The 13,205-nt window shown below is 70.2% G+C and carries 12 protein-coding genes; 9 read left to right on the top strand and 3 right to left on the bottom strand.

From position 1 onward, the window contains the following. Positions 1 to 42: 42 nt before the first annotated feature. The 3 genes from ACOFKS_RS08660 to ACOFKS_RS08670 all read left to right on the top strand — a co-directional run bounded on the left by ACOFKS_RS08660 (position 43) and on the right by ACOFKS_RS08670 (position 3,327). Entirely contained in the window at positions 43 to 699 is a 657-nt protein-coding gene (locus ACOFKS_RS08660) for a prolyl hydroxylase family protein (protein WP_419808838.1), read from the top strand. A 166-nt stretch (positions 700 to 865) separates the two neighbouring features. After that, entirely contained in the window at positions 866 to 2,755 is a 1,890-nt protein-coding gene (gene sppA / locus ACOFKS_RS08665) for a signal peptide peptidase SppA (protein ID WP_419808839.1), read from the top strand. Further along, entirely contained in the window at positions 2,752 to 3,327 is a 576-nt protein-coding gene (locus ACOFKS_RS08670) for an N-acetyltransferase family protein (RefSeq protein WP_419808840.1), read from the top strand. Before sppA ends, ACOFKS_RS08670 begins: the two co-directional genes overlap by 4 nt. Positions 3,328 to 3,501: 174 nt before the next feature. Here the strand turns inward: ACOFKS_RS08670 and uvrA are convergent, their stop codons facing one another. Further along, entirely contained in the window at positions 3,502 to 6,429 is a 2,928-nt protein-coding gene (gene uvrA, locus ACOFKS_RS08675) for an excinuclease ABC subunit UvrA (RefSeq protein ID WP_419808841.1), read from the bottom strand. A 137-nt stretch (positions 6,430 to 6,566) separates the two neighbouring features. Here uvrA and ACOFKS_RS08680 point away from each other — a divergent pair, with 137 nt between their 5' ends. The 4 genes from ACOFKS_RS08680 to ACOFKS_RS08695 all read left to right on the top strand — a co-directional run bounded on the left by ACOFKS_RS08680 (position 6,567) and on the right by ACOFKS_RS08695 (position 10,588). Then, positions 6,567 to 8,096: a hypothetical protein gene (locus tag ACOFKS_RS08680; protein ID WP_419808842.1), complete on the top strand. Its 1,530-nt coding sequence runs from the start codon at positions 6,567 to 6,569 to the stop codon at positions 8,094 to 8,096. 85 nt (positions 8,097 to 8,181) lie between these two features. Next, entirely contained in the window at positions 8,182 to 8,508 is a 327-nt protein-coding gene (locus ACOFKS_RS08685; RefSeq protein WP_419808843.1) for a hypothetical protein, read from the top strand. Positions 8,509 to 8,611: 103 nt separating this feature from the next. After that, the gene (locus ACOFKS_RS08690; protein WP_419808844.1) at positions 8,612 to 9,673 is read left to right on the top strand and encodes an SDR family oxidoreductase; all 1,062 of its coding nucleotides are present in this window, start codon (positions 8,612 to 8,614) and stop codon (positions 9,671 to 9,673) included. 69 nt (positions 9,674 to 9,742) lie between these two features. Beyond that, entirely contained in the window at positions 9,743 to 10,588 is an 846-nt protein-coding gene (locus tag ACOFKS_RS08695) for a dienelactone hydrolase family protein (protein ID WP_419808845.1), read from the top strand. Here ACOFKS_RS08695 and ACOFKS_RS08700 read toward each other — a convergent pair. Beyond that, positions 10,585 to 10,878: a GCN5-related N-acetyltransferase gene (locus ACOFKS_RS08700; RefSeq protein WP_419808846.1), complete on the bottom strand. Its 294-nt coding sequence runs from the start codon at positions 10,876 to 10,878 to the stop codon at positions 10,585 to 10,587. The two genes, ACOFKS_RS08695 and ACOFKS_RS08700, sit on opposite strands and share 4 nt — an antisense overlap. A gap of 90 nt (positions 10,879 to 10,968) precedes the next feature. On the opposite strand from ACOFKS_RS08700, the gene ACOFKS_RS08705 reads away from it, so the two are divergent. Beyond that, the gene (locus ACOFKS_RS08705) at positions 10,969 to 11,103 is read left to right on the top strand and encodes a hypothetical protein (RefSeq protein ID WP_419808847.1); all 135 of its coding nucleotides are present in this window, start codon (positions 10,969 to 10,971) and stop codon (positions 11,101 to 11,103) included. 84 nt (positions 11,104 to 11,187) lie between these two features. Continuing rightward, positions 11,188 to 12,273: a type I restriction endonuclease gene (locus tag ACOFKS_RS08710; protein ID WP_419808848.1), complete on the top strand. Its 1,086-nt coding sequence runs from the start codon at positions 11,188 to 11,190 to the stop codon at positions 12,271 to 12,273. Positions 12,274 to 12,311: 38 nt separating this feature from the next. Here the strand turns inward: ACOFKS_RS08710 and ACOFKS_RS08715 are convergent, their stop codons facing one another. Next, a complete protein-coding gene (locus ACOFKS_RS08715) occupies positions 12,312 to 13,100 on the bottom strand; it encodes a class I SAM-dependent methyltransferase (RefSeq protein WP_419808849.1) in 789 nt (262 codons plus the stop codon). Positions 13,101 to 13,205 lie beyond the last annotated feature (105 nt).

Below are 13,205 nucleotides of genomic sequence, written 5' to 3' on the forward strand. Positions count from 1 at the left end.
AACGTTAGCACCGCCCACCCGGAGATTTCGTATGAGGAGACCATGACCGACCTCCCCACTCTCGGCTCGGGCCATCCCGGCGACGCGATCGTCGCCCGTATCCTCACCAACGCAGGCGTCCAGAAGCTCCCGTCCCCGAAGCTGACGCTGTTCGTCGCGCGCGGCTTCCTCCCTCCCGACCTCTGCACGCAGCTTGTCGACCGCATCGACGCCGTTCGCCGCCCCTCCACCATCGCCGACGCCAACGGCGACGCCGGCTATCGCACCAGCGAAACCGGCGACCTCGCCGCCGCCGACCCGGTCGTGCAGCAGGCCGAACGCCGCATCGCCGCGTTCACCGGCCTCGACGGAGCGCACGGCGAGCCGCTTCAGGGCCAGCGCTATGCCGTCGGTCAGGAGTTCAAGGGCCACACCGACTATTTCGAACCGACCGGCGCCGACTACGATCGCTATTGCAGCGTCGCGGGCAACCGCACCTGGACGCTCATGGTCTATCTGAACACGCCTGAAGCGGGCGGCGCCACCCGCTTCAAGGTGGCGGACAAGATCATCCAGCCCGAAACCGGCAAGCTCGTCTGCTGGAACAACCGGCGCCCGGACGGCACCCTCAACCCGGCGACGATCCATCAGGGCATGAAGGTCCGTGTCGGGGTGAAGTACGTCATCACCAAGTGGTTTCGGGAGCGCCCCTGGGGATGATCGCACTACATGCCGAAAGGGACCTCTCGCGAGGTGCACGGTGGAGACGCGCACCGCGAACGCCCGTCCCGGTCGCCGCCGATGCGACCGACCGCGTTGGGCGGCGCAACGCGTATTGCTCGCGCATCACACCCTCGGCTAAGCCGTCCGGCGAAGGAGACTCCCGTTGAACCTGGTCAAGAGCGCCTGGAAACTGCTGGTCGGGATCAAGGACGGGCTGGTGCTCGTCGCCATGCTCATCTTCTTCGGCCTGGTGTTCGCGGCGCTGTCCGCGCGGCCGGGCGCGAAGGCGATCGGCGACGGGGCACTGGTGCTGCGCCTCGACGGGCCGATCGTCGAGCAGCTCGCCGAGCCCGCCACGCTGGCGGCCCTGTCGGGCGGCGGCGCGCCGCGCCAGTACCGGCTGCGCGACCTGCTCCGCTCGATCGACGCCGCGCAGACCGACGCCCGGGTGAAGGCGATCGTGCTCGACCTCGACTCGTTCGGCGGCGGCTATCCGGCGGCGATCGCGGAGGTCGGCGCGGCGCTGAAGCGGGTACGTGACGGCGCCAACGGCCAGGGCGGCAAGCCCGTCCTCGCCTATGCCACCGCCTATACCGACGGCGGCTATCGCCTGGCCAGCAACGCCAGCGAGATCTGGGTGCATCCGATGGGGGGCACGCTGTTCACCGGGCCGGGCGGGTCGCAGCTCTATTACAAGGGGCTGATCGACCGCCTCGGCATCACCACCCACGTCTACCGCGTCGGCCGCTACAAGAGCTTCGTCGAGCCCTATATCCGCGCCGATCAGAGCCCCGACGCCCGCGCCGCGAGCCAGGCGCTGCTCGGCACGTTGTTCGCGCAGTGGCAGGAGGCGGTCCATGCCGCCCGGCCCAAGGCACAGCTCGCCGCCATGCTCCAGCACCCCGACCAGGTGGTGCAGGCGACCGGCGGCGACATCGCCCAGGCGAACCTGCGCGCCGGGCTGGTCGACCATCTCGGCGACCGCACCGCCTTCGGCACCCGCGTCGCGAGGCTCGCCGGGTCGGACGACGCCAAGCCGGCCGGCAATTTCGATACCATCGCCTACACCGACTGGCTCGCCGCGCACCCGCTGCCCACCGGCGGCGACGCGATCGGCGTGCTGACCGTCGCGGGCGACATCGTCGACGGCAAGGCGGGGCCGGGCAGCGCCGGCGGCGAGACCATCAGCCGCGCGATGCTCGACGGGCTGGCGAAGAACACGCTCAAGGCGCTGGTCGTCCGCGTCGACTCGCCCGGCGGGTCGGCGCTCGCGTCCGAACAGATCCGCCTCGCCATCCTCGAAGCCAAGCAGCGGAAGATCCCGGTGGTCGTCTCGATGGGCGGCCTCGCCGCATCCGGCGGCTATTGGGTCTCGACCGCCGGCGACACCGTCTTCGCGGAGCCGGGCACGATCACCGGCTCGATCGGCATCTTCGGCATCATCCCGACGTTCGAGAACGCGCTCGCCAAGATCGGCATCACCACCGACGGCGTCCGCACCACGCCGCTGTCGGGTCAGCCGGACGTGTTCGGCGGCACCAATCCGGTGCTCGACGGGGTACTGCAGGCCGGCATCGAGAACGGCTATCGCCAGTTCATCGCCCGCGTCGCCGCCGCCCGCCGCATGACGCCGCAGCGCGTCGACGAGATCGGTCAGGGGCGCGTCTGGGACGGCGGCACCGCGCGTCAGCTCGGACTGGTCGACCGCTTCGGCACGATGGACGACGCGCTGCGCGAGGCGGCACGTCGCGCCGGGATCAAGGGCGACGGCTGGCACGCCGTCTATCTTGAAAAGCAGCCCGGCTGGATCGCCCAGCTCGCACAGGGGCTTGGCGGCGGCGGCGACGAGGACGAGGCCGGCGGCGACGTGTTCGCGCATGTGGCGGCGGCTCAGCGCGGCCTGCTCGCCCGCGCGCTCGGCGACATGCGCCGCCTGGCCGCGGGCGGCTCGATCCAGGCACGCTGCCTGGAATGCGGCGGCCTTGGGCCGAGCGCGCCCGCACCCGGCGACGCACGCCTGCTCGACCTCGTGCTGGCACGGTTCGGCTGGTGATCGCGTTACGCCCGGCGCGTGCGGAGGACGCGGCCGCGATCGTCGCGATCTATGCGCCCCATGTGCTCGTCGGCACCGCCTCGTTCGAAACGACGGCGCCCGGCGAGGCCGAGATGCGCGAGCGCATGGCGGGCGCGGACGGCCTCTATCCCTGGCTGGTCGCGACGACCGGCAGTCCGGGCGCCGACGCCGGCGAGGAAGGCGTCCTCGCCTATGCCTATGCCACCGCCTACGGCACCCGCCCGGCCTATCGCTGGGCGGTCGAGACCACCGTCTACGTCGCCGACGCCGCCCAGCGCCAGGGTGCCGGCCGCCTGCTCTACGAAGCGCTGATCGACACGCTCCGCGCGCAGGGCTTCACGCAGGCCATCGCCCGCATCGCGCTACCCAACGAAGCCTCGATTTCGCTGCACGAACAATCCGGCTTCCGCCGCGCCGGCGTGTTGCGCGAAGTCGGCTGGAAGGGCGGCCGCTGGATCGACGTCGGCCTGTGGCAATGCGACCTCGCCGACCCCACGACCCCACCGATGGAGCCGAGGCGCTTCGCGGACGTGGGGATGGTGCGGAGCTAGGCGTTCACGGCGACATCGGCTGGATCGGATCGGTAGGACCACCCTGGCTCGAAGGCCCGATCCGCGCGAGCTTCGTATAGCGATCGCCCGTTGAGCGGCACGTCACCGGCGGTCGTGACGGCGGCCGATGCGGATGTCGCTCTCGTCTTCGTACCGGACGAAAGATGCCAAGACCTACTCCGCCGCCTCCGCCCTGACATCACCCCGCCCCCTTAGCAGGGGCGCCAGATAGCGGCCCGTGAAGCTCCGCGACGCCGCCGCCACCACCTCCGGCGTTCCCTCCGCGACGATCTCGCCGCCCTTGACGCCGCCTTCGGGGCCGAGGTCCAGCACCCAGTCCGCGGTCTTGATGACGTCGAGGTTGTGCTCGATCACCACCACCGTGTTGCCCTGCTCGACCAGCGCGTGGAGCACCTCCAGCAGTTTCCGCACGTCCTCGAAATGCAGCCCGGTGGTCGGCTCGTCGAGGATGTAGAGCGTCTGGCCGGTCGCGCGGCGCGCCAGTTCCTTGGCGAGCTTGACGCGCTGCGCCTCGCCGCCGGACAGCGTCGTCGCCTGCTGGCCGACCTTGACGTAGCCCAGCCCCACCTCGACCAGCATCGCCATCTTGTCGCGGATCGCGGGCACCGCCGCAAAGGCGCTGGCGGCGTCCTCCACCGTCATGTCGAGCACGTCGGCGATGGAGTGGCCCTTCCACTTCACCTCCAGCGTCTCCCGATTGTAGCGCGCGCCGTGGCAGACGTCGCAGGTGACGTAGACGTCGGGGAGGAAGTGCATCTCGATCTTGAGCACGCCGTCACCCTGGCACGCCTCGCAGCGGCCGCCTTTCACGTTGAACGAGAAGCGGCCGGGCTTGTAGCCGCGCGCCTGCGCCTCCGGCAGGCCGGCGAACCAGTCGCGGATCTGCGTGAAGGCGCCGGTATAGGTCGCGGGGTTGGAGCGCGGGGTGCGGCCGATCGGCGATTGGTCGATGTCGATGACCTTGTCGAGGTGCTGGAGCCCCGTCACCTTGTCGTGCTTGCCCGCCAGGATGCGCGCGCCGTTCAGGTGGCGTGCGGCGGCGGCGTAGAGCGTGTCGATGGTGAAGGAGGACTTGCCCGAGCCGCTGACCCCGGTGACGCAGGTGAACGTGCCGAGCGGGATCGATGCGGTGACGCCGGTCAGGTTGTTGGCGGTGGCGTTATGGACGGTCAGCTTCTTGCCGGTGCCCTTGCGGCGCTTCGCCGGGACAGGGACCTCGCGCGTGCCGTTGAGATAGTCGGCGGTGATCGAACCCTCGGCCGCGAGCAGCTGCGGCAGCGTGCCGTGCGCGACGATCTCGCCACCATGCACGCCCGCGCCCGGCCCCATGTCGATGACGTAATCGGCGGTGCGGATCGCGTCCTCGTCATGCTCGACCACCAGCACGGTGTTGCCGAGGTCGCGCAGCCGGCGCAGCGTCGCGAGCAACATGTCGTTGTCGCGCTGATGCAGCCCGATCGAGGGCTCGTCGAGGACGTAGAGCACGCCCGACAGGCCCGACCCGATCTGCGACGCCAGCCGGATGCGCTGGCTCTCGCCGCCCGACAGCGTGCCCGACGTGCGATCGAGGTTGAGATAGTCGAGGCCGACATTGTTGAGGAAGCCGAGGCGCTCGACGATCTCCTTGAGGATGCGCTCGGCGATCTCGCGCTGTTGCGGGTTGAGCGTCTCGGGCATCGCCTGGAAGAAGGCGAGCGCGTCGACGACGCTGAGGTGCGTCGCGTGGCTGATGTCCTGCCGCGCGATCTTGACCGCCAGCGCCTCCGGCTTGAGCCGCGCGCCGTGGCAGGTCTCACACGGCTTGGGGGTCTGATAGCGCGACAGCTCCTCACGCATCCACGCGCTCTCGGTCTGGAGCATGCGGCGGTTGAGGTTGCCGATCACGCCCTCGAACGGCTTGGTGACGTCGTAGGACTTCTTGCCGTCGACGAAGGTCAGCGTGACGGGCTTGCCGGCGGTGCCGTGGAGGATGGCGTGGCGGTTCTCCTCGGGCAGATCCTTCCACGGCGTGTCGAGCGAGAAGCCGAACTGGCGCGCGAGGCTGCCCAGCACCTGCATGTAATAGGGCGAGGGCGGCTGCGACTTCGCCCAGGGGACAACGGCGCCCTTCTTGATCGTCAGGTCGTGGTTGGGGACGACGAGGTCGTCGTCGAACAGCAGCTTCTCGCCGAGCCCGTCGCAGGCGGGGCACGCGCCCTGCGGGGCATTGAAGGAGAACAGCCGCGGCTCGATCTCGGCGATGGTGAAGCCGCTGACGGGGCAGGCGAACTTCTCGCTGAACACGATGCGGTTGGCGGGGATGCCGGCGTTCTTCATCGCGCCCGCCGACGCGGCCTCGTCTTCGCGCCCCGGCACGACGCCGTCGACCAGATCGACATAGGCGAGACCGTCGGCGAGCTTCAATGCGGTCTCGAAACTTTCGGCCAGCCGCGTGCCGATGTCCGACCCGACGACCAGCCGGTCGACGACCACCTCGACGTCGTGCTTGTATTTCTTGTCGAGCGCGGGCGCCTCGTCGATCTCGTGCACCTCGCCGTCGATGCGGACTCGGGTGAAGCCCGCCTTCTGCCACTCCAGCAGCTCCTTGCGATACTCGCCCTTGCGGCCGCGCACGACGGGGGCGAGGAGGTAGAGACGCGAGCCTTCGGGCAGCGCCAGCACGCGGTCGACCATCTGCGACACCGTCTGCGCGGCGATCGGCAGACCGGTCGCGGGGCTGTAGGGCACGCCTACCCGCGCCCACAGCAGGCGCATGTAATCATAGATCTCGGTCACGGTCGCGACCGTCGAGCGCGGATTACGGCTGGTGGTCTTCTGCTCGATCGAAATCGCGGGCGACAGGCCCTCGATATGGTCGACGTCGGGCTTCTGCATCAGCTCCAGGAACTGACGCGCATAGGCCGACAGCGACTCGACGTAGCGACGCTGACCCTCCGCATAGATGGTGTCGAACGCGAGGCTCGACTTGCCCGACCCCGACAGGCCGGTGATGACCGTCAACGTGTCGCGCGGGATGTCGATGTCGACACCCTTGAGGTTGTGCTCGCGCGCGCCGCGGACGGAAATGGTGCTGAGGGACATGGGCGTGGTTCTACTTGTGTTCCGCGACGGGGGCCAGCCGATAGATAGGATTGCGACGGGCACGACGCCACCGTACGTCGTTGCAGCGGCCGTTCATGTCGGGGGCATCATGATCGCCGCAATAGGGGAGAATGGGGATGACGAAACTTCGGCGGTGGCTGGCGGCGGTGGCGGTGCTGGCGTTGATGACCGGGTCGGCGGAGGCCGCGCCGCGGGTGCAGACCGCGGCGGCGAAAGCGAAGGCCACGGCCGCGAGCAAGCGGGCGGCGGCACGGCGGCTGGCGGCTCGGCAGGCGGCGGCTCGTCGGGCCGCGACACGGGCCGCAGCTCCGGCAGTGGCGGTGGTGCCACGCCCGTTACCGGCCGTTCCGTCGGCGGTGTATACGACCGGGGCAGCGGCGCGCGATGCCGACGGTCGAGCCCCCGCCAACGGCTATACCCATGCACCCGGCTACGCACCGGCACCGCCCTACGCGCCCGAACCATCGGCGGCGTATCGCTGGCTGGACGATGCGGATGCGATGGTCGAGGCGATCGCGAACTCGCCGCCCGACTTCGCCTTTTCACAAGGGTCGGCGACGCGCAATGCGTGGCGACTGCGCGACGGCGCGCTGGTGATCGCGGTGCCGGTCGATCGCTACGACACGCGGCTATATTTCTACCCGCCCGACATGACCGTGCCGTTTCTCGTGCGCGACCGCTACTACAGCTACGCCTATGAGCGCGGCCGGATGATCGCGGCGTTCGACGATAGCGGGCGGGCGCTACCCTGGGAGCAGGCGGAGGGGCGGCGCGGCGACGCGGACTCGCTGTTCGCGCTGGGGCGGCGGCTGTGGTTCGCGGCGCAGTCGCCGCGCGATCCGGTGGCAGACGGCGGCATCTGGCTGTCGTTCGACTTCGGCTCACAGGGCGCGCGTTGGCGAGACAACCGCGATTGGGACCAGTGGCGGCAAGGCCAGGGCTATGGGAACTGGCGTGCGCGGCGCGACCGCTACCGTGCAGAGCGTGACGAGCGACGGGTTGCGTCTGGCGGGCGGCAGTCGCGCCCGACCGGCGACAGCTCGACCGGCTGGAACCGCACCACTCCGCCAACGGGCAACGGCTATCGACCGACACCCACCGCGCCGATGGCGGGAGGACGATCGGCGGATGGCGGAATGCCCCGGCCGGGCGGACGGCGACGCGGCGGAATGGTGGAGGCGACACCGCCGCTCGCTTCCGCGACGGTCGGACCGGCACCGGTCGCGGCCCCGACGCCGGCGCGCGGTCGTTTCCAAATGGGTACCGACATGGCCGAACGCACCCAGGCCGGGGTTGTGGCGCGTGGTGAAAACGCCGGCCGACCCGCGGGAGGTCGCCCGGTCGATACACCCGCTGCCTATGCTCCCCCGGTCGAGCCCCCCGCCCCGTCCGTAGCGGCCGCGCCCGAGCCGGAGCGGTCACCCGTTTCCGCGTCGCCGCCGATGGCCCCTGTGCCCGTTGCCGCTCCGGCCCCGGTCGCGGTCGCGCCGCCGCCGGTCGAGGAGGCGCCCGCCCCGCCGGCACCACCGCCGGAGCCCGTCGCCGCTCCCGCCGAACCGGCGCCGCCGCCACGCGAACCGACGCTGGCCGAACAGAAGCAGGCAGCGCGAGCGCTCGAAACCGGCACGGAGGAGTCGCCGCAATGACGACCGTCACGCCCGGTGCAATCGCCGGCGCGTGACACGCAACCTGCCATGGTGTAGTGTCTGACTACAACACCGGGAGACGGTCGTGGCGAAGAAGAACAAGATCAAGCTGCCCAAACAGGTTGCGGGTGTGAAAATCCCCAGGGAATGGCGCAAGGGCGGCGAGGCGCTGATCGCGCGCGCGGCCAGTCCGGAAGGGCAAGCGGCGATCGCCAAGGGCCTGACCGTCGCCGCCGGCTTTGCGACGATGGCGGCGGAACGCACTCGCCGCGCGCACGCCCCGACGCCGCCGGAGGGCGCGACGGGCACCGTCCCGCCCCTGCCGCCGGTCGAACCAGCGAAGCTGGGCCAAGCGGCGCAGATCGTGGCGGAAGCGGTTTTGGGGCGACTGTTCGGCGGCAGGAAGGGCTGATCGACGCAACCAGCACGCCACACGCGGACACCCGCGCCCCGACGATCTTTACCGATGCGGGCTGCCGGACGAACCGGCCTGATGACGCGATCGGATGGACTTGATGCAGAAGACAGCACTGGTCGTGGGCGAGACCGGTATCGTCGGCGGCGCCACGGCCGACTTGCTGGTGGCGCGCGGGTGGACGGTCCACGGGCTCGCCCGCCGTCCGGCGGCTCGCGCCGGCATCCTGTCGGTCGCGGCTGACCTTCGGGATGCCGGCGCCACGGCGCGGGCACTCGCGCCTGTTGCGCCGGATGCCGTGTTCATCACCACCTGGCTTCGCCAGGACAGCGAGGCGGAGAACATCCGCGTCAACGCCGCCATGGTCCGCAACCTGCTCGATGCGCTACCGCCGGCGGCAGGGCCGTGCCACGTGGCCCTGGTCACCGGCCTCAAACACTATCTCGGTCCGTTCGAGGCCTATGGCCAGGGAACGCTGCCGCAGACGCCGTTTCGCGAGGACCAGGGCCGGCTCGATGTCGAGAACTTCTACTGCGCGCAGGAGGACGAGGTGTTCGCCGCGGCGGCGCGCGACGGCTTCACCTGGAGCGTCCATCGCCCCCATACGGTGATCGGCAAGGCGATCGGTAACGCCATGAACATGGGCACGACGCTCGCGGTCTATGCGACCCTGTGCCGGGAAACGGGCCGGCCGTTCGCCTTTCCCGGGTCGACGGCGCAATGGACCGGGCTGACCGACATGACCGACGCCGGCCAGCTGGCACGCCACCTGCTGTGGGCGGCGGCAACGGAGGCGGCGCACGACCAGGCGTTCAACGTCGTCAACGGCGACGTCTTTCGGTGGCAGTGGATGTGGACGCGGATCGCCGAATGGTTCGGGCTGGAGGCCGCGCCCTTCGACGGCATCGCCCGCCCGCTGGCGTCGCAGATGGCCAGCGACGCCGCCGTCTGGCGAATCATCGCCGCGCGCGAGCAGCTCGCCGAGGCCGATCTGGGCCGGCTCGCCTCGCCCTGGCACACCGACGCCGACCTTGGCCGCCCAATCGAGGTGGTGACCGACATGTCGAAGAGCCGCCGGCTCGGCTTCACCGACTATCTCGCGACCGACGACGCCTTCTTCGCCCTGTTCGAACGCCTGCGCGCCGACCGCCTGATCCCCTGATCGGGTGGCTGCGGCTTTGCGCTCGGGCGACATGACGTTACCCGGAGTCGTCACCACCGGAGCACCACCATGACGACCCTCACCCGTCCAGACGGCACGCACCCCCAGGATCTGCACCTCACGCGGCGCGCCACCGTGTCGATGTTCGCGGCGGGCTATGCGCTCGCGGGTTGGTCGGCGGAGGCGCGGCCGGTAACGACGCCGGTCGACGGGCTGACGATCGAAGAGGTGACGATCCCCAACGGCGCGCCGCAGCCGCTGCCCGCCTTTGTCGCGCGGCCGCGCGGGACCGGGCGACACCCCGCGGTGATCGTCGTCAACGAGATCTTCGGCATCCACGCCTATATCAAGGACGTCTGCCGGCGGCTGGCGCGCGCGGGCTATGTCGCGATCGCGCCCGACTTCTTCTACCGTTCGGGCGTCGATCTGCCGAGCCTGACCGATTTCAAACAGATCATGCCGGTCGTGCAGCAGGCGGGCATCCCGCAGGTCGACGGCGACGTGCGCGCGGTATCGGCGTGGCTGAAGGGGCGGCCCTTCACGAAGCCTGCGTCGATCGGCATCACCGGCTTCTGCTGGGGCGGGTCGGTGGTCTGGCGCGCGGCGATGGTCGATCCCGACATCAGGGCAGGCGTGGCGTGGTACGGACGGCTGGGCGGCTTGGCCGAACGCGCGGACGAGCTGCACGCGCCGGTGCTGGGGCTGTACGGCGCGCTGGATCAGGGCATTCCGCAGACCGAGGTCGCGGCGATGCGCGCGGCGCTGAAGGCGGCGGGCAAGCCCTCGGAGATCGTCGTCTATCCCGACGCGCCGCACGGCTTCCACGCCGACTACCGCGACAGCTATCGCGCGGCGGACGCCGCCGACGGATGGGCGCGGGCGCTGCGCTGGTTCAAGGCGCACGGCGTCGCCTAAGGCCGGGGCGGCGCCTTTCCGCGCCACGCCAGCGACTGCCGGTTGAGCGCGGCAAGGTCCGCCTCGCCTGCCGCGACCGCGTCCCCCAGCGCCACCGCCGCCGCGAGCCGCGCCGTGTCGAGGTGGCGGTAGGCGGGGCGGCGCTCGACCTGCGCGTACCAGCAGCCGCCGACCGCGTGGTCGAGCAGGATGCGCTGGAAGCAATGATCGGCGCTGACCGGCCAGCCGCGCGCGACCGCCAGCGGCGGCAGCGTCCGTCGGGTCAGCGTCAGCCAGCGGGCTTCCAGCACGGCGCGATCCATCCCGCCCCGACGCGCGCAGCCGGGCGGGGGTTCCGATCGGTTCACATCCTGCTCACGAAGCCGTGGTATGCGACGGCGATGCCCCCCGTCGTTCCCTCCAGCCTCGGCGGCAAGCTCGGCCTCGCCGCGGTGGTGTTGTTCGCGCCTGGCGGCTTCGTCCTCGGCGCGGCGATCGCGTGGGGCTGGTGGCGCGAACGCCAGCCGCCGGCGTAACGTTACAAGTGTGAAAGGTAGCGCGGCCGACCTGTTCGGCCGCGCCCGCCTCGCTAGACTTCCGCCGAACATGAGGGGCGGACGATGGAACTGGCGACCAAGCTGATCGAGCTGGAAAAGCGCACGTCGCAGCATCGCGAGCTGTTGCTGACCGAAGAGGCGGCGAAGACCGCGCTGGTGATGCCGTTCCTGCAGGCGCTCGGCTACGACGTCTTCAACCCCGGCGAGGTGATCCCGGAGTTCACCGCCGATGTCGGGGTCAAGAAGGGCGAGAAGGTCGATTACGCGGTCTGCATCGACGGCAGCGTCGCGATGCTGATCGAGTGCAAGCCGTCGTCGGTCGACCTCGACCTGAAACATGCCAGCCAGCTGTTCCGCTATTTCGCCACCACCGACGCGCGGATCGCGGTGCTGACCAACGGCGTCGTGTATCAATTCTATTCCGACATCGAACGCCCCAACAAGATGGACGACAAGCCGTTCTTCGTCTTTTCGATGGACTCGATCCGGCGCAGCGATCCGGTCACGCTGGAACGGTTCGGGCGGCACCAGTTCGACATCGACCTGATCCTGGCGGAGGCGGGGCGGCTGAAGCTGGAATCGCAGATGCGGATCGAGCTGGAACGCGAGTTCGCGCAGCCGTCCGACGAGTTCGTGCGGATGATGGTGACCCGCGTCCAGCCGGGCGTTCGCTTCACCGCCGCGGTCAAGGAGCAGCTGGCGCCGGTGATCGCCGCCTCGATCGCGGGCCTGGTGCGCGACCGCGTCAACGAGCGGCTGACCAGCGCGCTCGCCGTCGCCAATCCCGTACCGATCGAGGCCGCCGACGGCGCGACCGACGACATGTCCGCGCCGGAAGAAGGTGTCATCACGACGGAAGACGAGATCGCGGGCTTCCGCATCGTCCAGGCGATCGCAGCGCGTCACGTCGATCCCAAGCGCGTCGTGATCCGCGACAGCAAATCCTATTGCGCGATCCTGCTCGACGACAACAACCGCAAGAGCCTGGCGCGGCTGCACTTCAACAGCCCGACGACACGCCATGTCGGCACCTTCGCGGGCAAGGCGGAGACCCGGCATCCGATGAGCGCGCTGACCGAGATCTACAAGCTGGAGCCCGAGATCGTCGCGCGCATCGCGGAACTGGAGGGCGGCGCTGTCGAAGGGTAGCGCGTCACGGACGATGACGCGCCGACGTGAACGGCGACCTAACGGCGCGGCTTGGTGAACCGCAGCGTCATGCGGTCGCTCTCGCCGATCGCGGCGTAGCGGGCACGGTCGGTGGCGCCGTCGGTATAGCTGGGCGGCAGCGTCCAGACGCCCTTGGGGTAATCGTGCGTGTCGCGCGCGTTGGCGTTGACCTCGCTTTCGCCCGCCAGGCGAAAGCCGGCGCGGGTGGCATAGGCGACGACGGTCGAGCGCTTCATATAGCCGCTCTCGCCCTCCGTCGTGGCCGACCCCTCGGGCAGATGGTGTTCGACGAGGCCGAGCGTGCCGCCGGGCTTGAGCATCGCGAACATCTGATCGAACGCCGCCTGCGTCCGGTCGATCGGGCCGAAGCGCCAATTGTGGACGTTGCGAAAGGTCAGCACGAGGTCGGCGGTGCCGGCCGGGACACCCACCTGCCCGGCGGCGGCGGGGAAGGTGGCGAAGCGTACCTTGCCATAGCGCGCGGCATTCGCGGCCTGGAGCCGGCGCACGCCGGCCTGACCTCGCGCGTCGGGGGTGGCGGCGATGTAGCGGCCGCGTCCGGCCAGATAGGGCGCCAGGATTTCGGTGTACCAGCCGCCCGACGGCCAGATCTCGACCACCGTCTGGTCGGGTCGGATGCCGAAGAAGGTCAGCGTCGCCGCCGGGTGGCGATAGCGATCGCGTGCGACGTTGGCGGGCGTACGCGTGGGTGCCGCGACCGCCGCGCTCAGCGCCGGGTCGATGCGGGGCGCCTGCGCGGCGGAGAGCGGGGCCGCGGCGAGGACGAGGAGGGCGATGGCGCGCATGGGGCTGATCCTTAAGGGCCGTGGTGCCTCACACAGGTCCACGGGAGAATGGATGGTCGATCATCCCTCCGGCTTGATCTACCCGAGGCGGGGTAGCCTTGACCA

Source organism: Sphingomonas sp., assembly GCF_965200135.1.
Lineage (GTDB): Bacteria > Pseudomonadota > Alphaproteobacteria > Sphingomonadales > Sphingomonadaceae > Sphingomonas.